Below are 21,955 nucleotides of genomic sequence, written 5' to 3'. Positions count from 1 at the left end.
CGCCCACGGCGGTCATTTGTATTGATCCCAAGTCTCTCGATCCCAAGTCTCTTGATCCCAACTGTCCTGATCCCAGGATGTCAGTCGCGACGCCGCGAGATGACGTAGGACTCGTCGTAGAACCACAGCCCGTTGTGCTTTCGCAGAACCTCTCTGGCGGCGTCGAGCGCACGAGACGAGTGGGCCACCTCGGTCAGGCGGTCTTCCTCGATCTGCGCGACATACACCGCCGCGTTCCAGGCTGCAAAGGCCGTCGAGGTTCCGATCGCACCGGTGACCTCGTTGGGCAGAGCCTCCATCTCATACCTGAAAATCGAGCGATTGTCCGCATAGGCGTTAAAATTTAAGTCTCGCCCACTGGAGCCCAGCTCGTATTTCACGGCGCGCAATAGCTCATGGCGGCTGACCGAGAAAGGATTTTCTCCGGGCCAGACCGCCTGGATGATGTCCAGGCCGGGATCCTGGCCGTGGGAGTGGATTCCGATCAGCCGACCGCCCGGCTTTAAGGCACGCGCCAGCGGTGCGATGATGCGCTTGGCGCGAAAATTGACCGAGGACCGGGCACGGTAGGGCTGGGAGGCGATGATCAGGTCGAAATTGGCCTCGACCCGTCCGGCCCGCGGGATGATGCCGTCGAGCAGGAAGCGGTGGTCCTCGCGGTACAGCACCAGCGCGATCGGCCGTTCATAGACCGGCATGCCGGTGCGCTGGGAGACGTTGGCGCGCCAGTTCTGCTCCAGAAACGGCTTCAGCGCGGTGATCTGGGCCTCGAAATCCCCGGACGAATCGCCCTGCAGCACGACCTCGTGCCAGATCATCGACGCCGCGACCGAAGGCGACGCCGGCGTCAGCCAGGGCGCCTCGGCATAGTTCATGTTGGTGAACACGAACACGCTGGCCGGATGCTCGAACAGCCGGTCCGGCACCTTCTCCAGTGTCAGCCGGACGTCCTCGAGGCTCAGCTCCTTGCCGGCGACATAGAACGGAATGTGCGGAAAACGGCCGTGCATGGTGCGCAGCACCTTCGACAGCACGGTGCCGTCGCCGACGCCGGCGTCGAACAGCCGCAGCGCCGGCGGCCGCGGATGGATGCTGGCGAGCTCGAGGCCGACACGCTCGGCCACCACCCGCTTCTCGCTGCAGGTGTGCACGAACAGCAGGTATTTCTGGCGGTTCTCGAAGAAGCGGAAATTGCTCTTGGGATCGCGCTTCTCCGGCACGACGTCGAGCCGCGGCGGCGGCAGCGTGCCGGTGGAAGCCGCGATATAGGCCTGGATGCGGTCCAGCGTATCGATGGTGATGCGCTTGCCCTCGCGCAGCCGCTGCACGAGCTTGCCGTCGTTCACGGCCCGCCGGCCGAACGTCGATTCCGCCATGTCCGACTGGCGGCAGAACTCCGTGATCTGGGCGAGCAGCTGGTCGTTCTTCATTCGGTCCGACGGGTGGGAAATGCAAGTGGGCAGCGCGCCCTTGGCCCAACCTCCTAGCACCATCTGCCCACCATTGGAAAGAGCCTGAACCCGGACCCTTCCGGACGCAACAAACCGGATAGGTTCCTGCCTCTCGTCCCCACGGTCCGTGCCGATGCGCCGCTCCCTCCTGCTGCTGATACCGCTGCTGGCTGCCCTCTGGACGTCTCCCGGCCTCGCCCAGTCGAAGTCCCAGCTCGGCCTGCTCTGCACCACCGAGACGACGCCTGCGGACCAGATGATCGCCGCCTGCAACAAGATCATCGCGCTGAAGGTGTTTTCCGGCAGCCAGCTGGCGACGATCTATTTCTGGCGCGCGGTCGGCTGGAACAAGAAGGGCGACTACACCCACGTGATCGCCGATGCCACCGAGGCGCTGCGGCTGGCACCGGCGCAGGCGATCTACAATCTGCGCGGCTCGGCCTACTACGACAAAGGCGAGTACGAGATCGCGATCGCCGACTTCAACGACGCCATCAAGAGCGGCGCGCCGAGCGGCACGCTCTTCCACAACCGCGGCAACGCCTATCGCGGCACCGGCGACTACGCCAAGGCGATCGCCGACTACGACCAGGCGATCAGGCTGATGCCGAAATCCGCGCTGTCCTGGCAGAATCGCGGCATCTCCAAGGAAGCGACCGGCGACCTCGACGGCGCGCTTGGCGACATCAACGAGGCGATCCGGCTCGATCCGGCGCTGGCCTCGCCGCTGATCAACCGCAGTGTGATCTGGCGCGCCAAGGGCCATCTCGACCGCGCCGTCGCCGACGCTTCGGAGGCGGTCCGGCTCGCGCAGAATCCGCCGGCCAACGTGATGACGCCGCCGGGCAGCGTCGTCATCGCTGCCCATGTGCATCGTGCGCTGGCCTATGAGGCCAAGGGCGAGTTCGACGCGGCCAAGGCGGATTACGCCGCGGCGCTGACGCCGACCGCATCCGATGCCGGCAGCAAGGCCAACCAGGCCACCGCCAGGGTGCGTCTGTCGCTGCTGTCGGAGGCGGTGGTGCGCCCCCAGCCGCGGCCGGAATCCACGGCCCCTCCTCGGCCGCAGCGGCGCCGACGGGGCAGCGCATGGCGCTGGTCATCGGCAACGGGGCCTACGCTCACGTGCAGCCACTGCCCAATCCGCCGCGCGATGCGCGAGCAATCGCCAGGAGCCTGCGCGACATCGGCTTCACGGTGACTGAGGGCATCGATCTCGACCGCGCGGCGATGCAGGCCAAGACGCGCGACTTCCTGCGCGAGGCGACGCGGGCGCAGGTGGCCGTCGTGTTCTATGCCGGCCACGGCGTGCAGATCGACGGCCGCAACTATCTCCTGCCCACCGACATCGCACCGTCCGCGGGCAGCGATGTGGTCACGGCAATGGTCGACATGGACCAGATCCTGGCCGGGCTCGACGACCAGGTCCGCACCAACATCCTGATCCTCGATGCCTGCCGCAACAATCCGTTCGCGCCACCGGAGACGGCAAGCGCCGGACCCGGCCGGGGTCTCAGCGCCACCGGGCTGGCCGCACCATCGTCGCTCGGTGCTGGCGCGACGTCCGGGGCCGGCACGCTGATCGCGTTCGCGACCGCGCCGGGCAAGGTCGCGCTCGACGGCGACGGCGACAACAGCCCGTTCTCGGCGGCGCTGACCCGCCACATCGGCACGCCCGGGCTCGAGGTGCAGCAGATGCTGACGCGCGTACGCGCCGAGGTCGTGGCCGGCACCAAGAACCGGCAGGTGCCGTGGTCGAATTCCTCGCTGCTTGGCGAAGTCTATCTGGCGGCGAGATAAACCTGCGGCTGGGCAGGCACTGCCACAGCCCGACCATCACAGCCCGCGAGACAGGTGCGGCACGCCCGAATCCTGATATCCTTTCTGAACAATGGAGACCAAGCGTGTCGCCGTCGGCCCGCCGCATCGCCGACACGATCCGCTAGCAACAAGTTCGTCTCGAAGGATGAGGGAGGCTCGCATGATCGGTCGTTTCGTTGTCGGACTAGGTGTGTCGCTCGCGCTGGCGGCAGGCCCGGCGCTCGCCGACGATGTCAGCGGCGTCTGGCTGCGCGAAAGCGGCGCCTCCAAGGTCAGATTCGCGCCCTGCGGCGGCGCCATCTGCGGCACGCTGGTCTGGATCAAGGAAGGCACGGTTACCCCCGCCAAGGTCGGCCAGCGGCTGTTCTCCGGCATGAAGCCGACCGGACCCAACGCCTGGGCCGGCAGCTACAGCAATCCCGACGACGGCAAGACCTACGATGCCAAGATGACCCTGTCCGGCGGCACGCTGACCACGGCCGGCTGCGCCTTCGGCGGCGTCATCTGCCGTTCCTCGACCTGGACGCGGACGAATTAGAGCTCCGTTTGCGAATTCATACTACGGTCGGGTCACATCAGGGCATCGATCGTCCATATGGCAGCGAAAACGCAGGCGCGGCTGGGATTCGTGCTGTTTGCGGTGATCACCGCGGCAGCCGCGACGTTCGTGCTGGCACGCCGCTCGGCGACACCGTCCGGCAGCGACCACCGCATGGTCCGCCAGCTCGTCGTCCACTACAATCTGCTGGCTCGCCCCGATGACCCGATCATCGTGCTCGGTGACAGCATCGTCGAGGCGGCGACGCTGCCGGCCAGCGCCTGCGGGCATCCGGTCGTCAACGCCGGTCTCGCCGGCGCCGGGACGCGCAGCGATCTCGCCGGCTGGCTGAAGCCCGCACTCGGGCCGAAACGGCCGTTCGCGATCATCGTCTCGCTCGGCGTGAACGACGCGCTGGCCGCCAAGCCCGACTCCAGCGAGGTCTTCGCTGCGCGCTACGAGGCCCTGCTGCGCGAGCTGTCAAAGCTCACCACGCGCATCTTCATCGCCGAGTTTCCCTCCGTCGAGGCGCGCGGGCCATTCACGCCGGCCATGGAGAAGGCCGCCGCGGCGAGCATCACCGGCTATCGCGCCGTGCTGCCGGACCTCGCAAGGCGCACCGGCGCGACCTTCCTGCCCCTGCCGCCGATGGAATCGCCGTTCACGCTCGAAGGCATCCATCTGAATGCCACGGGCTATCGGTCCTGGGACCAGGCGATCCTGCAAGGAACCGAGCTCGCCTGCCGCTGATCCGCAGGCTGCGAAAACATTCCTTCACTTCGCGCCGGCTAGGATTGGGCGCACATCCCGTCGAGACGGTTAACGATCACCGCATGGCCCTGCCTCACACATCGACATCGTCTGGGACTCACAAGCTGCTCGGGCTCGAGCTGCTGCGTTTCATCGCCACGATCTCGGTGCTGTTGTGGCACTATCCGCACTTCGCCTACGTCGCCGACGCGCCGGTCGATCTCGTCCGAAGCGAATTGCCATTCTACCGCGTGCTGTTCCCGTTCTACGAGCTCGGCGAATACGGCGTGGTGATCTTCTGGTGCATCTCCGGGTTCATCTTCTTCTGGAAGTACAGCGCGCTCATCCCGGATGGCGCGGTCGACGGCTGGACCTTCTTCGTCAACCGGCTGTCGCGGCTCTCTCCGCTGCATCTCGCAACGCTGCTGCTGGTCGCGGGGCTGCAGGCCCTCTATGTCGCGCAGCACGGCTTCTTCTTCGTCTACCAGAGCAACGATCTCGCTCATTTCGTCGCCCAGCTTTTCATGGCGAGCGACTGGCTGCCGCCGACCGGGGTCAGCTTCAACGGCCCGATCTGGTCGGTCTCGATCGAGGTGCTGGTCTATGCCGCGTTCTTCCTGGCGCTGCGTTTCGTCACCGCATCGCCGCTGTTGAACCTGGCGATGATCCTGGCCGGGATCGCGAGCGGGACGCTGGTCGGAAAATGTTTCGTGTTCTTCTATGCTGGTGGCCTCGCCGCGATGGCGCGGCAGAGCGTTGCCGATGCCCCGTACCGGCCAAAACTGGAGGCGCTCGCCGCCTGCGCCGTCGTCGGCATTCCCTTGGCGCTGCGGGTGTCAGGCATCGCGCTCGCCGAGCGCGCGGCAGCGCTCCTGCTCGTCTACACACCGCTCCTGTTGTTCGTCTGCACAACCCCGCTGACACTGCCCAAGCGTGTCGAAGATCTGCTGCAGGCCGCGGGCAACATGACCTATTCGTGCTACCTGCTGCACTTCCCGATCCAGCTCATGATCGCGCTGGCATTCGCGTCCTGGGGCCAACCGATCCCGTACGGCAGCCAGCTGTTCTGGATCGGCTTCATGGGACTGACCCTGACGGCGGCATATCTCACTTATGCCGGCTTCGAGGCCCCGGCGCAGCGGCTGATCCGCCGCACGCTGCTGCGCAAAAACGAAGCGGGGCGGATTGCTCCGGCCCCGCTCCCACGTCATTGATCATCGCCTGATCGCCAGGCGCGCTGCCTCAGGCAGCTGATTACTTGCCCCAGATCTCCTCGGCGAGCTCGACGCAGAGGCGCAGCTTGGCCCACTGCTCTTCCTCGCTCAGGATGTTGCCTTCCTCGGTGGAGGCAAAGCCGCATTGCGGCGACAGCGCGAGCTGGTCCAGCGGGGCGAACTTCGAGGCCTCTTCCAGGCGGCGCTTGATGTCGTCCTTCTTCTCGAGCTCGCCGACCTTCGAGGTGACGAGACCGACGACGACGACCTTGTTGCCCTTGGGCAGGAAGCGCAGCGGCTCGAAGCCGCCGGCACGCTCGCTGTCATATTCCAGGAAATAGCCGTCGTAGTTGGTATTGGCGAGCATGGTCTCCGCAACCGGCTCGTAGCCGCCCGAGGAGATCCACGTCGAGCGGAAATTGCCGCGGCAGACATGGGTGGTGATGGTCATGTCGGCGGGACGCTCGGCGATCGCGTAGTTGATGATGCGCGAATAGATCTGCTGCAGGCCGTCGGGATTGTCGCCGCGCTCGCGCGCCTTCTTCAGCTCGTCCTGCGAGCACAGATAGGCCCACACGGTGTCGTCGAACTGCAGATAGCGGCAGCCGGCGTCGTAGAACGCCTTCACGGCCTTGCGGTAGGTCTTGCCGAGATCCTCGTAGAAGGCGTCGAGATCGGGATAGACGTCCTTGGAGATCGATTTGCGGCCGCCTCGGAAGTGCAGCACGGCCGGCGACGGGATCGTCATCTTCGCCGTCACATGCGCCGTATCGGCGTGCTTCTTCAGGAAGCGGAAATGGTCGAGCATCGGATGATCGGCCGGGAAGTCGAGCTTGCCGATAACGCGCACCGCGTCATGACGGGTCTGCACGCCGGTGAACTGAATACCGGCGTCCGGGTGAAACAGCTCGCAGCCGGTCAGCTTGGCGAGGAAGTCGAAATGCCACCAGGAGCGGCGGAACTCGCCGTCGGTCGCAAGCTTCAGGCCGGTCGAGGCCTGGCGATGCACGACCTTCTCGATCTCCATGTCCTCGATCTTTGCGAGGTCGGCCGCCGAGATCTCGCCCTTCTCGAGCTTGGCGCGGGCTTCCTTGATCTTCTGCGGCCGCAAGAGGCTGCCGACTTCGTCGGCGCGGAATGGGGGCTTGGTGCGTTGCATGTGCTCACTCCTTGGAAGGCGTCGATTCGTTGGATAGGGTTGTTGGACCGGCCGCGATCTGTCCTGGCTGGTCACCTGGGCAAAGCGTGATGGACTGGGTCCATCCCCTACCCCGTATCCGGTCGGTATACAATTCTGTCGAAGAGAGATCGTGGAGAGGCACGGCGCGATCCATGCCAGGTGCGGTGGTCTGGCCAATTCCGACCGCGTTCGATGGGCAATCTTGAGGTGACCCCATCAAATCCGTCTCCAGGCAAAGCGCCCTCGGGATAACGAGGCTCCGGCCGCCAGGACGTCACAACTGGATTCTGCATACCGATGTTGACGACGGCCGCGCCATACCGCCAGACCTTCCGCGCGACCTCGGTCGATTGCGCGAGCCACGCTGTCCCCGCAACCAATGATGACGCTTCGGCTCGTCGCGTTCAAGCCTATCGATCAGGTCAGTGCGCGGCGGCGCTCGCGACGCCGAGATGCCGCTCCAGGGGCGCCGGATCGGCCTTCAAGGCGCTCGACGGCGCATCGTGCACGATGGTGCCGCGCTCCAGGATCACGACACGGTCGGCCAGCGCCAGCAGCTTCTGCGCGTGCTGCTCGACGATGATGGAGCACAGCCCGCCGGCGCGGCTAATGGTGCCGATCGCAGCCAGCAGCTCCTCGACGATGATCGGCGCGAGGCCTTCGGTCGGCTCATCCAGCAGCAGCACCTTGGGATTGAGCGTCAGCGCGCGGCCGATCGCCAGCATCTGCTGCTCGCCGCCGGAAAGCTGGTTGCCGAAATTGTTGCGCCGCTCCTTGAGCCGCGGAAACATCTGGTAGACGCGCTCGACCGTCCAGGGTCCGGGCTGCGCCACCGCGGTCATGTTCTCCTCCACCGTGAGCGAGCGGAAGATGTTGCGCTCCTGCGGCACCCAGCCGATGCCGGCGCGGGCGCGCTGGTCGGCGCGAAGAGCCGTGATGTCGGTGCCGGCCAACGCGAGCTTGCCGGAGAAGCGGCGGGTGACTCCGACGATGGAGTTGATCAGCGTGGTCTTGCCGGTGCCGTTGCGGCCAAGCAGCGCCAGCACCTGCCCCTCGGGCAGCTTCAGCGACATGTCCGGCAGCACGACCGCCTGGCCGTAGCCGGCGCGCAGGTTCTCGATTGTCAGCAGATCGGTCATCACGCGGCCTCGCCGAGATAGACGGCCTTGACCTGCGGATCGCGCGCGACCTCGTCGGGCGCGCCCTCGACCAGCAGCGCGCCGGAGACGAGAACCGAGATGCGGTCGGCGAAGGAGAAGACGAGATCCATGTCGTGCTCGATCAAGAGCACCGTCACGTCGCGCGGCAGCGCCGCGACGGCGGCGAGAATATCCTTGCGCTCGCCCTCGGGCACGCCGGCGGCGGGCTCGTCGAGGAGCAGAACGCGCGGGCGCGCGGCGATCGCGACCGCGATCTCCAGCAGGCGCTGCTTGCCATAGGGCAAGGTCGAGGTGCGATCGTTCATCACGTCGAGTAGCCGGAAGCGTTCCAAGGTCTCGGCGATCTCGGCATTGATGTCGTCGCGCGTGCCCATGCGCCGCCACCAGTTGCCGCCGCCGCCGAGTCGCTCGGAGACCGCGAGCCCGATCGTCTCCAGCGGCGTGAGGTCCGGATAGAGCTGGTTGATCTGGAAGGTGCGCGACAGGCCGCGCAGCACGCGCTTGTGCACGGGCAGGTCGGTGATGTCCTGGCCTTCGAGCAGGATGCGCCCCGCGCTCGGCTCCAGCACGCCGGTGAGCTGATTGATGACCGTGGTCTTGCCGGCGCCGTTCGGACCGATCAGCGCATGGCGCGCGCCCGGCGCGATCTGCAGCGACAGATTGCGGGTGACATGGAGGCCGCCGAAATGCTTGTCGAGGCCGCGGGTTTCCAATGCGTAGGTCATGGCGCCTCGTTATCGGTGAGGGCCACCGCGGCCTTGCGGCCGGCGATCTGCCGAAGGATGAGATTGGGCAGCCACAGCGCATAGGCGTGGATGCGATGGCGGCCGACCAGAACGATGACGACGAGCACGAGGCCGATCCAGAACATCCAGTATTGCGGCGTGATCCACTGGAACAGCTCCTGCAGCATCCGGAACACGGCGGCGCCGATCAGCCCGCCATAGAGATAGCCGGATCCGCCGATGACCAGCATCAGCACGAGGTCGGCGGAGCGCTCGAACGAGAACACGTCGAGCGAGGCCAGCGCCGTGGTCTGGGTGAACAGCGCCCCGGCAATGCCGGCGTAGAACGCGCCGACGGTGTAGATCGCGATCAGGCGCTTGTTGACGGGAATGCCGACGGCGGCGGCGCGCAACGGATTGTTCTTGATCGCGCGCAGCGACAGACCGAAGGGGGAATGCACGATTGTCCGCGCCAGCAGGAACAGCACGAACAGCACCGCGAGCGCATAGAAGAACCCGGTCTTGCCGAACATGTCGAAGGCGAACACGCCGAAGATCGGCTGGATGTCGATGCCCTGGAGACCGTCGGTACCGCCGGTGATGTTGGAGAAGCGCTCCGCCAGCGCCTCCATCAACAGCGCGATGCCGAGCGTCACCATCAGCCGCGTCAGGTCGACGCCGCGGATGACCAGGAAGCTGGTGGCGAAGCCAAGCACGGTGGCGGCGAGGCCGGCCACGATCAGCGCCAACACCGGCTCGTTGATGATGCCGTGCACCGAGAGCAGGCCCGCGCAATAGGCGCCGACGCCGAAGAAGGCGGCGTGGCCGAGCGAGACGATGCCGGCATAGCCGAGGATCAGGTCGAGCGACAGCGCGAACAGCGCCAGCCGCAGGATCTCGGTCATGATCAGGTAGCGCGAGGGAAACGCCAGTCCGACCGCCAGCACGACGATCCAGAAGGCGAACTCGCTCCAGTGCCAGCGGCCGTGCTGCCTGGCGTGAAATCCGACCTCGGTTTGTGCGTTCGTGGTCATGCGATCCTCACCGCGTCGCCGTGCGGCCGAACAGGCCGTTCGGACGCCAGATCAGGATCACGATCATGATGGTGTAGATGACGAAGGGGCCGAGCTTCGGCACGTAGTATTTGCCGGCGACGTCGCCGATGCCGAGCAGCAGCGAGGCAAGGAACGGGCCGGTGATCGACGACGAGCCGCCCACGGTGACCACGATCAGGAAGTAGATCATGAACTTCAGCGGGAAGTATGGATCGAGGCCGAGGATCTCGGCGCTGAGCGCGCCGCCCAGGCCGGCGAGCCCGCAGCCGAACGCGAAGGTGAAGGCGAACACCTGCGGCACGTTGATGCCGAGGCCGCTCGCCGCGCGCGGATCATCGACGGCGGCACGCAGCCGGCTGCCGAACCGCGTCTTGGAGAGCACCAGCTGCAGCCCCACCGTGAGCAGCCCGCAGATGACGATGATCATCAGCCGATAGCGGCCGATGCCAACGCCGAAGACGTCGAACTGGCCCTGCAGCACGTCGGGCAGATTGATGAAGATTCGCGAGGAGCCCATGATGTAGTCGACCGCGGCCACCGTCATGAAGACGAGCCCGATCGAGAACAGCACCTGGTCGAGATGGCTGCGCGCATAGAGATGCTGATAGAGCGTCCGCTCCAGCAGCGCGCCGATCATGGCGCTCGCGACGAAGGCCAGCGGCAGCGCCGCGAAGAACGGCCATCCCATCCGGTTGACGAGCACGGCGCAGACGTAGCCGCCGGCCATGGCGAAGGCGCCATGGGCGAGGTTGACGAAGTTCATCAGGCCGAGCGTCACGGCGAGCCCGCAGGCCAGCACGAACAGCAGCATGCCGTAGGCGACGCCGTCGAAGAGGTTGGTGAGGATGGCGGTCATGGAGTCTAGTTTCAGTCCCCAGTCATCCCTTCATCCGAAGGGCATGCATTCAATGCTTGCTCGGTCTGCGCCTCCCCCGCCTGCGGGGGGAGGTCGGATCGCATCTGAACGATGTAATCCGGGTGGGGGACATCTCTCCACACGACGCGTGTGCCGTGGGGTACCCCCACCCCAGCCCTCCCCCGCACGCGGGGGAGGGAGCGCACCGTTCGTGCGCGCTCGAGATGACGCCTATCGCGTCACTTCTTGGCCTTGCCCGGATCCTTGACGGCCTCGAAGGTCTGGAACTCGACGTTGTAGAGCTCGCCGTCGACCTTCTCGACCTTGCGGATGTAGACGTTCTGAACGATGTCGCGCGTCTCCGGATCGATCGAGATGGGACCGCGTGGGCTCTCCCAGGCCATGCCCTTCATCGCCGCAAGCAGGGAATCGCCGTCGGTCTTGCCACCGGTCTTCTTCAGCGCCTCGTAGATCAGATGGATGCCGTCGTAACCGCCGACCGCCATGAAGCCCGGACGGCTGTTGAACGCCTTCTTGTAGGCCGCGACGAACTCCTTGTTCTTCGCCGACGGATGCGCCGCCGAATAGATGTGCGCGGTGACGGCGCCGAGCACGGCGTCGCCCATGTCGTTGAGCAGGTCGTCGTCGGTGACGTCACCCGGTCCGATCACCTTGATGCCGCTCTTGTCGAGGCCGCGCTCGGCATATTGTTTCATGAAGTTGCCGCCCTGGCCGGCCGGCACGAACACGAACATGGCGTCCGGCTTGGCGTCCTTCATGCGCTGCAGGAACGGAGCGAAGTCGGGGTTCGCCAGCGGAACCTTGATTTCCTCGACGATCTCGCCGCCGCCGGCGGTGAAATGCTCCTTGAACGAGGCCAGCGCGTCGTTGCCCGGCGCGTAGTCCGAGGTCAGCGTGGCGACCTTCTTGATGCCGTTCTTGACCGCCCAGTCGCCGATGATCGTCGAGGACTGCGGCAGCGTGAAGCTGGTGCGGACGATGTAGGGCGACTTCTCGGTGATGATGGAGGTGCCGGCGGCCATGACGACTTCCGGGATCTTGCCCTGGGTGGCAAGCGGCGCGGCGGCGAAGGCCGCCGGTGTCACGCCGAAGCCGGCGATGACGTTGACCTTGTCGTTGACGATCAGCTCCTGCGCCAGACGCTTGGTGTTGTCCGGCAGCGCCGCGTCGTCCTTGAGGATGACCTGGATCTTCTTGCCGGCGACGGTGTCGCCGTTCTGCTGCATGTAGAGCTTGATGGCATTGTCGATCTGCTTGCCGGTCGACGCCTGGCCGCCGGTCATCGGCACGATCAGGCCGATCTTGAACACGTCTTCGGCCCGCGCCGCACCGGACGCGAGCGCAGCCGCGGCGAGCGCCGCACTGGCGGCGAGCGTCAGTGTCTTGTTTCGCACGAACATTGAAACTACCTCCCTGGTCGGATCAGGACCGCAGCCCCCGGCCATTGTTGTCTTAACCGTGCGATCTCGTTCACGATATCGCGGGCGCATCGCTGCGGACTTGGGACCCCGTTGTCAATGGCGATCATGGGAGGCTTCGTGAACGGTAGGTTTCCGCAACGGACCACCGATCCGTGATTGGTATATTAATACCCAAACCATCGAACGGCCAAATTTTACCAATTGATGGCAAGTCGTTAGGGTCCGGGCCGCGGGTCGCCCGCAGCATGAAAGGTCCCCCGTCAATGCCGGCCAGACGCCCCCACCGGACCAGGCTCTTTCCGGCCGCGATGATGCTTCTGGCCGCGGCCGGGCCGATCCTCGCCGGCTGCTCGTCGATCAATGAGAAGGTCGGCGCGGGGATGGGCGATCTGATGCCGCAATGGGCCGGCGGCCTGCCGGCCGACGCGCCACCCCGGCCGGGCACCCCCGAATACGACCGGTTCATGCAGGAGCGCGAGCGGCAGCGGCAGTTGCCGGCCGCCGAACGCGACAAGCAGACGCAGTCCAACGCCAACGCGCAGGCGACCGCCCCCGGCCGCTGACGGCGGCGACATCAATCCATGAAGACGACGGTCTTGCGGCCGTTGAGGATGACGCGGTCCTCGAGGTGATAGCGGATCGCCCGCGCCAGCACGCGCCGCTCGATGTCGCGGCCCTTGCGCACGAGATCGTCGGGGGTGTCGCGATGGCTGATTCGCTCGACGTCCTGGTCGATGATCGGGCCCTCGTCGAGATCGCGGGTGACGTAATGGGCGGTAGCGCCGATCAGCTTGACGCCGCGCTCATAGGCCTGGTGGTAGGGTTTCGCGCCCTTGAAGCCCGGCAGGAACGAATGGTGGATGTTGATGCAGCGGCCGGACAGGCTCGCTGACATCTCGTCCGACAGGATCTGCATGTAGCGCGCGAGCACGACGAGATCGGTCTCGGTTTCCTCGACCAGCTTCAGGATCGCCTGCTCCTGGTCGCGCTTGGTGTCCTTGGTGACGGGCATGTGGTGGAACGGAATGTCGCCGAAATCGAGCCCGGCATAGGTCTCGCGCGGATGGTTGGAGACGATCGCGGTCGGGATCATCGCGAGGTCGCGGGTCCGCCAGCGATAGAGGATGTCGACCAGGCAATGGTCAAACTTGGACACCAGCAGCATCACCCGGCGCTGCCCGGCGCGGTCGCGCATCTGCCAGTCCATCGCAAAGCGTTCGGCAATCGCGGCGAATCCGGTCTGCAGCGCCGGCAGGTTGACCGCGAGGTCGGCCGCCGTGAACACCACGCGCATGAAGAAATGACCCGTCTCGAAGTCGCCGAACTGCTGGGCGTCGAGAATATTCTGGCCGTTATGGGCGAGGAAGGTGGAGACGGCCGAGACGATCCCGGGACGATCCGGGCAGGACAGAGTCAGGACATATTGGTGGTCGGACATGGCGTGACGTTACCGGGCGGATGACGAAGGGGTGAATGATGCGGCAGGCTTGGCGCCCGTTCGGGCCCTGCTCTATCACCCTCCGCGCGCTTGCGCCAACGCTCGGCCCGTGGGCAGGATGAACAAAACATCAACTCTCAAACTTCGAGCATCGTCATGGCTGACAGGCTGACCGGCAACCGCATCCTGATCCTGGAAACCCGCGAGGAGGCGCAGTTCTCGCGGCTGCTCGCCGAGCAGGGCGCGGACGTGCTGCAATGTCCGATGTTCACGATCGAGGATGCGCCGGACCCGGCGCCGATCGAAGCCTGGATTCGCCGCTGTAACGAACGGCCGTTCGACGATCTCGTGCTGATGACCGGCGAGGGCCTCAGGCGGCTGATGACGGTGGCGCGCCGGATCGGCGTCGAGGCCGAGTTCATCGACGCGATCGGCAAGGCCCGGACCTTCACCCGCGGCCCCAAGCCGGGGCGCGCCTTGCGCGAGCTCGGCCTGGAGGCGCAGGTCACCACGGAGAAGCCGACCTCGGAAGGCGTGGCCGAACTGCTGGCGAGCTACGACCTCGCGGGCCATCGGCTCGGCCTGCAGCTTTATCCCGACAAGGATCATTCGGCGCTGATCAGTGCGATCAAGGCGGGTGGCGCCGAGGTCGATCCGGTGCTGCCCTATGTCTATGATGCCAAGGCGGCGGATGCGAACATCCTCACCGCGATCGACGAGATGATCGCCGGCAAGGTTGACGCGATCGCGCTGACGAGTTCCGGCCAGCCGCGGCGGCTGTTCGACGTCGCCAGGGCGCACGGCGTCGAGGCACGCCTGCGTGAGGGACTGGCACGCACGCAGATCGCCTCCGTCGGGCCTGTGGTGACGGAGGAGCTGGCTGCGCATGGGCTGACGCCGTCGATCACACCGGCGGGCGAGGCCTATTTCATGAAGCCGCTGATCTCGGCGATGGCCAAGGCGCTGGGTGTGAAAGTGCCGCCAGCGGCGCGTTACTAACAGTGTCGTCCCGGGCTTGACCCCGGACCTATAGCCACCGATCGCGATGAGGCAGGCAACTACCAGCCCCGTTCCCAGATAGCGTCCGCGGTATGGGTCCCGGCGTTCGCCGGGACGACAGCGGAGGGTTAGGGGGCGGCCTGCCCCGTCTCCTGCAGAAACGCTTGATACGCGCACGCGATGCCTTCCTTCAGCGACGTCGTCGCGCGCCAGCCAAGCTTTGCCAGCCGCGAGATGTCGAGCAGCTTGCGCGGCGTGCCATCGGGGCGTGAGGGATCGAAGCTGATCCGTCCCTGATAGCCGACCGTCGCCGCAACCACACGGGCGAAATCGGCAATCGTGATGTCCTCGCCGGTGCCGATGTTGACCAGCCCCGCCTCCGAATAGGTCTTCATCAGGTACACGCAGGCATCGGCCATGTCGTCGACATAGAGGAATTCGCGCCGCGGCGTCCCCGTGCCCCAGACCACCACCTCCGGCGCATCGGCGAGCCTCGCCTCATGGAAGCGGCGGATCAGCGCCGCAACGACGTGGCTGTACTCGGGATGGTAGTTGTCGCCGGGACCATAGAGATTGGTCGGCATCACGTTGATGAAGTCGGCGCCGTACTGGCTGCGATAGGCCTCGACCATCTTGATGCCGGCGATCTTGGCGATTGCATAGGGCTCGTTGGTCGGCTCCAGCGGCCCGGTCAGCATCGAATCCTCGCGCAACGGCTGGGGGGCGAGCTTGGGATAGATGCAGGAGGACCCGAGAAACATCAGCTTCTCGGCGCCGTTCACATGCGCGGCGTGGATGACGTTGGTGGCGATGGCGATGTTCTCGTAGATGAACTCGGCACGCAGCGTGTTGTTGGCGACGATGCCGCCGACCTTCGCCGCGGCGAGGAAAACGGCCTGCGGCCGGGCGCGCGCAAACCATGAGAACACCGCCGCCTGGTCGCGCAGATCGACCTCGCTGCGCGGCACCGTCAGCAGTTCGACGCCTTCGCTCGCCAACCGCCGCACCAGCGCGCTGCCGACCATGCCGCGATGGCCGGCGACGAAGACACGCTTGCCGCGGAGATCAAATGGCGTGGCCACTGCTCGCCTCCCGCCGTGCGGCGCACAGATCGCTGGCGACCATCTCCTTGACCAGTTGGGCGAAGCTCGTCCTTGGTTTCCATCCGAGCTTGTCGCGCGCCTTGCTGCAATCGCCGATCAGGAGGTCGACCTCGGTCGGGCGGAAATAGGTCGGGTCGATCCGCACCACCGCCTTGCCGGATCTCGCGTCGATCCCGGTCTCCTCGACCCCCTCGCCGCGCCATTCGATGCGGCGATCGACCTCGGCGAAGGCGAGCTCGACCAGCTCGCGCACCGAATGGGTCTCGCCGGTCGCCAGCACGAAATCGTCAGGCGTATCGGCCTGCAGGATACGGTGCATGCCCTCGACATAATCGCGCGCATGGCCCCAGTCGCGCTTGGCCTCGAGATTGCCGAGATAGATCGTCTCCTCCAGGCCGGTCTCGATGCGGGCGACGCCGCGGGTGATCTTGCGGGTCACGAAGGTCTCGCCACGGATCGGGCTCTCGTGGTTGAACAGGATGCCGTTGCAGGCGAACATCCCATAGGCCTCGCGATAGTTCACCGTGATCCAGTAGCCGTAGAGCTTGGCGCAGCCATAGGGCGAGCGCGGATAGAACGGCGTGGTCTCCCGCTGCGGGATCTCCTGCACCAGGCCGTACAGCTCCGAGGTCGAGGCCTGGTAGAACCGCGTCTGCTTCTCCATGCCGAGAATGCGAATGGCTTCCAACAAGCGCAGAACCCCGAGCGCGTCGGCATTGGCCGTGTATTCCGGACTCTCGAAGCTGACGCCGACATGGCTCTGGGCCGCGAGATTGTAGATCTCGTCGGGGCGGATCTGCTGCACCAGCCGGATCAGGTTGGTGGAATCGGTCATGTCGCCGTAATGCAGCAGGAACGGGACGTTGCCTTCGTGCGGATCCTGGTAGAGATGATCCACTCGCGCGGTATTGAAGGACGATGACCGCCGCTTGATGCCGTGCACAGTGTAGCCAAGGCCGAGCAGATATTCGGCCAGATAGGCGCCGTCCTGGCCCGTGACGCCCGTGATCAGGGCCACGCGGCCGCTGCAATCCTTCCCCGCCATACTCACTCCAACACCGTCGCGCCCCCTCGGGCCGAAGTTCCCGGCGAGCAGTCCACAGCCGAAGCCGCCGGTCAAGCTCGACGGAAAACAAGGCGTTGGATCAATCCCGTATCGGCGCGACGCAAGGCGGGATCTAGTCCCCGTAGCAGCGCAGCCGGTCGAGATCGAGCACGGTCACCCCGCCATATTCGACGCGCAGCAGGCCCTCCCGCTCCAGCGTCTTGAGGCATTGATTTGCGTTCTGCCGGGACAGGCCCGACAGCGCGCCGATCTCCTCCTGGGTGATCTCCAGGTGGCGGGTCGTATTCGGGTAGAGGATCGGATTGAACAGTGACGCGATGCTGCGGGCGAGCCGTGCCGTCGCATCCAGCGTGCGGCCGACCTCGACCAGGCCGATGAACTGGCCGAGCCGCTCGTTGAGCTGGGTGACGAGGAAGCGATTGAAGCCGACGCTGTTCTCGAACAGCCACATGAAGGTCGGCCGCTCCATCAGCGCGACGCGCGTATCGCGCAGCGCCACGACGTCATAGCGGCGCGGCTCGTTCTTCAGCACGCTGCCCTCGCCGAACCAGGCGCCGGCCGACATGCCGGCGAATGTCGTCGCCTTGCCACCGCGCGACACCGTGCTCATGCGCGCCAGACCCGTGACGATCCCGGTCCAGTAGTCGAATTGGTCGCCGCGGACGAAGATGTGTTCGTTGGCCGCAAACGACCGCTCGACGACGCCGGCCGCGGCCGTGTCGATTTCCTCGGGCTTCAAATGGCGGGACCAGGGCGCGATGCGCAGAAGGGTATCGGGAGAGATCAAGCCGTCATCTCGTCTCGTCGAAGCTCGCGGCAGCCATATTGCATCGCAACAATCCAGCGGTGAATTTAGCCTGGGAAATGTCAGGCGCAAGACAGTTCCTGATAGCGCTTTCCCCTATCGAGGGCCACTGCTCTCGACTCGCGCCTCCGATGAGGTGCATCCGAGATGCGGCAAAATGCGCCCGCCCGGGTGGCCCGTCATTCGTCGGATGGCGCGGAACCGATGCCCGGGATAGGATTGCAGCCGACGCGACGAGCTCAACGTCGCGCGACACGATGCCTTGAAGAGCGCGCCAAGCGCCCAAGACAATTCGGGAGGACGACTTGGACTATACGTTGGAAGCGCGCGGAGTGTCGCTGCGTTTCGGTGGGGTGCGGGCCCTGACCGACGTCAGCTTCGGCGTGCGCGAGGGCGAGTTGTTCTCGATCATCGGCCCGAACGGTGCCGGCAAGACTTCGATCGTCAACTGCATCTCCGGCCGCTACAAGCCGACCGAGGGCCGCCTGTTCCATCGCGGCCGCGACATCACCGGCCTGCCGCCGAGCGCGCGCGCAAATATCGGCATCGGCCGCACCTTCCAGAACCTCGCCCTCTTCCACCACATGAGCGTGCTCGACAACATCATGGTCGGGCGCCATCACCTCTTGAAGAACAACTTCCTCACCGGCTCTCTGTATTGGCTCACCGGCGCGCGGCGCGAGGAGCTGAAGCACCGCGAGAAGGTCGAGCAGATCATCGACTTCCTCGACCTGCAGTCGGTGCGCAAGGCGCCGGCCGGCACGCTCTCCTATGGCCTGCGCAAGCGCGTCGAGCTCGCCCGCGCCATGGCGCTGGAGCCACATCTCATTCTCCTCGACGAGCCGATGGCCGGCATGAACTTCGAGGAGAAGGAGGACATGGCGCGCTACATCGTCGACCTCAACGAGGAATACGGCATGACCGTCGTGATGATTGAGCACGACATGGGCGTGGTGATGGACATTTCCCACCGCGTCATGGTGCTGGATTTCGGCCGCAAGATCGCCGAGGGCGACCCGGCCGCGGTGCTCGCCGATCCCCACGTCAAGCGCGCCTATCTCGGCGAGGAGGACGAACTGCTGGTCGATCCCGACGAGGCGCCGTCCATCGCGGAGGACGCGGCATGATGGACTATGCGGGTCGCGTCCGGCAGGCCGACACCTATCCGAAGCTGCTACGGCTGAACGCGAAAGAGCACGGGACGGAGATGGCGCTGCGCGAAAAGGATCTCGGGCTGTGGCGCACCTTCACCTGGGCCGACTACCAGGCGCGCGTGCGCGATTTCACGCTCGGCATGGTCGAGCTTGGGCTCGGCAAGGATGCCGTGATCGGAATCATCGGCGACAACCGGCCCGACTGGGTCGCGGCGGAGATCGCAACGCATGCGATCCGAGGCTACAGCCTCGGGCTCTATCGCGATGTGCTCGACGACGAGGCCGCCTACCTGCTCAATTACGGCGAGGCTCGGTTGGTGTTCGCCGAGGATGAGGAGCAGGTCGACAAGCTGCTCAACCTCGCCGAGCGCGTGCCGGCGCTCAAGCATATCGTCTATTCCGATCCGCGCGGCATGCGGAAGTATGACGATCCCAGGCTGATGCCGGCGGACAAGCTCGCTGAGCTCGGCCGCAATCGGGCGGCGCGCGAGCCGGATCTGTACGACCGCATGGTCGATGCGACCGTCGGCGACGACGTCGCCATTCTCTGCACCACCTCGGGCACGACCTCGCATCCGAAGCTCGCGATGCTCTCGGCCGCGCGCGTGCTCAAGCACTGCGCGACCTATCTCGCGTTCGATCCGAAGGGGCCGGAGGACGAATACGTTTCGGTGCTGCCGCTGCCCTGGATCATGGAACAGGTCTACGTGCTCGGCAAAGGACTGCTCTGCCGGATGAAGGTCAACTTCGTCGAAGAGCCCGACACGATGATGAACGACTTCCGCGAGATCGCGCCGACCTTCGTACTGTTTGCACCAAGGGTGTGGGAGCAGATCGCGGCCGACGTCCGTGCCGCCGTCATGGACGCCTCGCCGCTGAAGCAACGGCTCTACCATCTGGGCATGTCGACCGGCCTTGCGGCCCTGGAAAAGGGCCGGCATTCGAGCCTTGCCGACATGCTGCTGTTCCGTGCGCTGCGCGACCGGCTCGGCTTCACCCGGCTGCGCTCGGCTGCCACCGGCGGTGCCGCGCTCGGGCCCGATACGTTCAAGTTCTTTCGCGCCATGGGCGTGCCGCTGCGCACGCTCTACGGCCAGACCGAGCTGCTCGGGGCCTACACGCTGCATCCGGACGACAAGGTCGATCCCGACACGACCGGCGTGCCGATGGCTGACGACATCGAGATCAGGATCGACCAGCCCGACAGCCAGGGCATCGGCGAGATCCTGGTACGCCACCCGAACATGTTCCTGGGCTACTACAAGGCCCCGGAAGCCTCGACCGCCGACGTCAAGGACGGCTGGATGCATTCGGGCGACGCCGGCTATTTCAACGACGCGAAGCAGCTCGTCGTCATCGACCGCATCAAGGACCTCGCCGAGACCGCGCGCGGCGAGCGCTTCTCACCGCAATATATCGAGAACAAGCTGAAGTTCTCACCCTATATCGCCGAGGCCGTCGTGCTCGGCGCCGGCCGCGAGCACCTCGCCGCGATGATCTGCATCCGCTATTCGATCATCTCGAAATGGGCCGAGAAGAACCGCATCGCTTTCACCACCTATTCCGATCTCGCCTCGCGCAACGAGGTCTATGCGCTGCTGCAGAAGGAGGTCGAGACCGTCAATGCCCACCTGCCGCCGGCGCAGCGCATCTCCCGCTTCCTGCTGCTGTACAAGGAACTCGATGCCGACGACGGCGAACTCACACGTACGCGCAAGGTGCGCCGCAGCGTCATCAACGAGAAGTACGCCGATATCATCGACGGCATCTATGGCGGCAAGCCGGCGATCCCCGTCGACACGGTCATCCGCTTCCAGGACGGCACCACCCAGCGCATCCGCACCACGCTGAAGGTGGTGGACCTGGACAGCCACGGCCCCATGGCGGAGGCCGCAGAATGATGTGCTTATCGTCATATTCGGTCGTCCTGCGCGGGCTTGACCCGCGCATCCATCTTCTTGCCAACGCCTCTTTCACGATGGATCGCCGGGTCAAGCCCGGCGATGACGAGCAGCGCGAAACACTGCGCATGACTGCGCCCTCTCCCCTTGCGGGAGAGGGCATCTCGGCCGGTCAACGCAAACGCGGTCGGGTGAGGGGTCCCTCTCCTCTCGCTCGCCCGCGGAGAGAACCCCTCACCCGGCTGCGCTGCGCGCAGCCACCCTCTCCCACAAGGGGAGAGGGTAAGAGCCACGCCGGCTCGGCACACCCAATCGTCATGCGCGGGCTTGACCCGCGCAGCCATCCTCTTCCGAAAACGCTGGATCGCCGGGTCAAGCCCGGCGATGACGAGCGAGAACGATCATGAACACCGCCTTCCTCATCCAGCTCCTGGTCAACGGCCTCGTCGTCGGAACGCTCTATGGCGTGGTCGCGATGTCGTTCGTGCTGATCTACAAGGCGACCCAGGTCGTCAATTTCGCGCAAGGCGAGCTGCTCCTGATCGGCGCCTGGGTGTGCTGGGCATTGCTGACGAAATATCAGGTGCCGTTCTGGGTCGGCATGCCGCTGACGCTGGTCTTCATGTTCGCGTTCGGCATCGCGATCCAGGTTGTGATCCTCCGGCCGATGATCGGCGAGCCCATCATCTCCGTCATCATGGTCACGATCGGCCTGTCGACCGTGTTCCAGGCGGCGCTGAAATGGATGTTTGGCGTCAATCCGCAGCCGTTCCCGCCAGTGTTCGCCAGCACGTCCGTCGACCTGTTCGGACTGCAGATCCAGACGGTCTACGTCATGAGCCTCGTCGTGTCGCTGCTGATGATGCTCGGCATGGCCTGGTTCTTCAAGGCCTCCAAATATGGCCTTGCGATGCGCGCCACCGCCTTCAACCAGCAGGTCGCGCAATCGCTCGGCATCTCCGTCAAGAGCGTGTTCGCGATGGCCTGGGCGATCTCGGCGACCGTCTCCGCCGTGGCCGGCGTGGTCGTCGCCGTCGTCAACGGCGTGTCCTCGGGATTGTCGGCCTACGGCATCAAGGTGTTTCCGGCGGCGATCCTCGGAGGCCTCGACTCGGTCGGCGGTGCCGTGCTCGGTGGCATCATCATCGGCCTCCTGGAGAATATCGCGCAATATGTCGACAGCCAGTATCTGCACTGGGGCAATCTGTACGAGATCGCGCCGTTCTACGTCCTGATCATCATCCTGATGATCAAGCCCTACGGCCTGTTCGGCACCAAAGACATCGAGCGGATCTGA

General features: G+C 65.5%; 19 protein-coding genes and 1 pseudogene. 9 read left to right on the top strand and 11 right to left on the bottom strand.

Annotated elements, in window-relative coordinates; all coding sequences use genetic code 11:
• Positions 1–80 precede the first annotated feature (80 nt).
• Positions 81–1,430 carry a hypothetical protein gene (locus tag ACQR10_RS09145; protein WP_172112675.1) on the bottom strand — a complete coding sequence of 450 codons (1,350 nt, stop codon included), beginning with the start codon at positions 1,428–1,430 and terminating at the stop codon, positions 81–83.
• Between the two features lie 154 nt (positions 1,431–1,584).
• Between ACQR10_RS09145 and ACQR10_RS09140 the strand changes: the two are divergent.
• The 4 genes and pseudogenes from ACQR10_RS09140 to ACQR10_RS09125 all read left to right on the top strand — a co-directional run bounded on the left by ACQR10_RS09140 (position 1,585) and on the right by ACQR10_RS09125 (position 5,774).
• Positions 1,585–3,251, top strand: a pseudogene (locus tag ACQR10_RS09140) (caspase family protein).
• A gap of 181 nt (positions 3,252–3,432) precedes the next feature.
• Positions 3,433–3,810, top strand: coding sequence for a DUF2147 domain-containing protein (locus ACQR10_RS09135; protein ID WP_315803541.1), 378 nt, complete (start codon positions 3,433–3,435; stop codon positions 3,808–3,810).
• A gap of 57 nt (positions 3,811–3,867) precedes the next feature.
• On the top strand, positions 3,868–4,560 hold the full coding sequence (locus ACQR10_RS09130; protein ID WP_316216903.1) for an SGNH/GDSL hydrolase family protein: 693 nt from the start codon (positions 3,868–3,870) through the stop codon (positions 4,558–4,560).
• An 83-nt stretch (positions 4,561–4,643) separates the two neighbouring features.
• The gene (locus ACQR10_RS09125) at positions 4,644–5,774 is read left to right on the top strand and encodes an acyltransferase family protein (RefSeq protein ID WP_316216904.1); all 1,131 of its coding nucleotides are present in this window, start codon (positions 4,644–4,646) and stop codon (positions 5,772–5,774) included.
• Positions 5,775–5,814: 40 nt separating this feature from the next.
• Here the strand turns inward: ACQR10_RS09125 and ACQR10_RS09120 are convergent, their stop codons facing one another.
• The 6 genes from ACQR10_RS09120 to ACQR10_RS09095 form a co-directional block, all read right to left on the bottom strand.
• Entirely contained in the window at positions 5,815–6,933 is a 1,119-nt protein-coding gene (locus ACQR10_RS09120) for a cobalamin-independent methionine synthase II family protein (protein WP_315803544.1), read from the bottom strand.
• Between the two features lie 443 nt (positions 6,934–7,376).
• Positions 7,377–8,093: an ABC transporter ATP-binding protein gene (locus tag ACQR10_RS09115; protein WP_315803545.1), complete on the bottom strand. Its 717-nt coding sequence runs from the start codon at positions 8,091–8,093 to the stop codon at positions 7,377–7,379.
• On the bottom strand, positions 8,093–8,839 hold the full coding sequence (locus tag ACQR10_RS09110; RefSeq protein WP_315803546.1) for an ABC transporter ATP-binding protein: 747 nt from the start codon (positions 8,837–8,839) through the stop codon (positions 8,093–8,095). Before ACQR10_RS09110 ends, ACQR10_RS09115 begins: the two co-directional genes overlap by 1 nt.
• On the bottom strand, positions 8,836–9,873 hold the full coding sequence (locus ACQR10_RS09105) for a branched-chain amino acid ABC transporter permease (protein ID WP_315803547.1): 1,038 nt from the start codon (positions 9,871–9,873) through the stop codon (positions 8,836–8,838). Before ACQR10_RS09105 ends, ACQR10_RS09110 begins: the two co-directional genes overlap by 4 nt.
• 7 nt (positions 9,874–9,880) lie before the next feature.
• On the bottom strand, positions 9,881–10,750 hold the full coding sequence (locus tag ACQR10_RS09100) for a branched-chain amino acid ABC transporter permease (protein ID WP_315712905.1): 870 nt from the start codon (positions 10,748–10,750) through the stop codon (positions 9,881–9,883).
• Between the two features lie 239 nt (positions 10,751–10,989).
• Positions 10,990–12,171, bottom strand: a complete 1,182-nt coding sequence (locus tag ACQR10_RS09095) for an ABC transporter substrate-binding protein (protein ID WP_315803548.1) — start codon at positions 12,169–12,171, stop codon at positions 10,990–10,992.
• Between the two features lie 284 nt (positions 12,172–12,455).
• Between ACQR10_RS09095 and ACQR10_RS09090 the strand changes: the two genes are divergently transcribed.
• The gene (locus ACQR10_RS09090; protein WP_315803549.1) at positions 12,456–12,755 is read left to right on the top strand and encodes a hypothetical protein; all 300 of its coding nucleotides are present in this window, start codon (positions 12,456–12,458) and stop codon (positions 12,753–12,755) included.
• A gap of 11 nt (positions 12,756–12,766) precedes the next feature.
• Here ACQR10_RS09090 and purU read toward each other — a convergent pair whose 3' ends face one another.
• Positions 12,767–13,630: a formyltetrahydrofolate deformylase gene (purU, locus tag ACQR10_RS09085; RefSeq protein ID WP_315803550.1), complete on the bottom strand. Its 864-nt coding sequence runs from the start codon at positions 13,628–13,630 to the stop codon at positions 12,767–12,769.
• Between the two features lie 156 nt (positions 13,631–13,786).
• Here purU and ACQR10_RS09080 point away from each other — a divergent pair, with 156 nt between their 5' ends.
• Entirely contained in the window at positions 13,787–14,629 is an 843-nt protein-coding gene (locus tag ACQR10_RS09080; protein WP_316216906.1) for a uroporphyrinogen-III synthase, read from the top strand.
• 128 nt (positions 14,630–14,757) lie between these two features.
• Here the strand turns inward: ACQR10_RS09080 and fcl are convergent, their stop codons facing one another.
• From fcl to ACQR10_RS09065, 3 genes are all read right to left on the bottom strand, one after another.
• On the bottom strand, positions 14,758–15,711 hold the full coding sequence (gene fcl, locus ACQR10_RS09075; RefSeq protein ID WP_316216907.1) for a GDP-L-fucose synthase: 954 nt from the start codon (positions 15,709–15,711) through the stop codon (positions 14,758–14,760).
• Positions 15,695–16,750 (bottom strand): GDP-mannose 4,6-dehydratase, encoded by a 1,056-nt coding sequence (gmd, locus tag ACQR10_RS09070; RefSeq protein WP_409997946.1) that lies wholly within the window; start codon positions 16,748–16,750, stop codon positions 15,695–15,697. Before gmd ends, fcl begins: the two co-directional genes overlap by 17 nt.
• A 160-nt stretch (positions 16,751–16,910) precedes the next feature.
• Positions 16,911–17,585 (bottom strand): Crp/Fnr family transcriptional regulator, encoded by a 675-nt coding sequence (locus ACQR10_RS09065; RefSeq protein WP_315803554.1) that lies wholly within the window; start codon positions 17,583–17,585, stop codon positions 16,911–16,913.
• Positions 17,586–17,908: 323 nt separating this feature from the next.
• On the opposite strand from ACQR10_RS09065, the gene ACQR10_RS09060 reads away from it, so the two are divergent.
• The 3 genes from ACQR10_RS09060 to ACQR10_RS09050 all read left to right on the top strand — a co-directional run bounded on the left by ACQR10_RS09060 (position 17,909) and on the right by ACQR10_RS09050 (position 21,955).
• A complete protein-coding gene (locus ACQR10_RS09060) occupies positions 17,909–18,730 on the top strand; it encodes an ABC transporter ATP-binding protein (RefSeq protein ID WP_315803555.1) in 822 nt (273 codons plus the stop codon).
• Positions 18,727–20,658 (top strand): long-chain fatty acid--CoA ligase, encoded by a 1,932-nt coding sequence (locus ACQR10_RS09055; protein ID WP_316216908.1) that lies wholly within the window; start codon positions 18,727–18,729, stop codon positions 20,656–20,658. Before ACQR10_RS09060 ends, ACQR10_RS09055 begins: the two co-directional genes overlap by 4 nt.
• A 403-nt stretch (positions 20,659–21,061) precedes the next feature.
• Positions 21,062–21,955 (top strand): branched-chain amino acid ABC transporter permease, encoded by an 894-nt coding sequence (locus tag ACQR10_RS09050; RefSeq protein WP_315803557.1) that lies wholly within the window; start codon positions 21,062–21,064, stop codon positions 21,953–21,955.

Source organism: Bradyrhizobium sp. HKCCYLRH2060 (assembly GCF_051168135.1).
In the GTDB taxonomy this organism is placed as follows: Bacteria; Pseudomonadota; Alphaproteobacteria; order Rhizobiales; family Xanthobacteraceae; genus Bradyrhizobium.
Note: the sequence above shows the minus strand (reverse complement) of the source record. Positions and strands in the feature narration are given on the sequence as shown.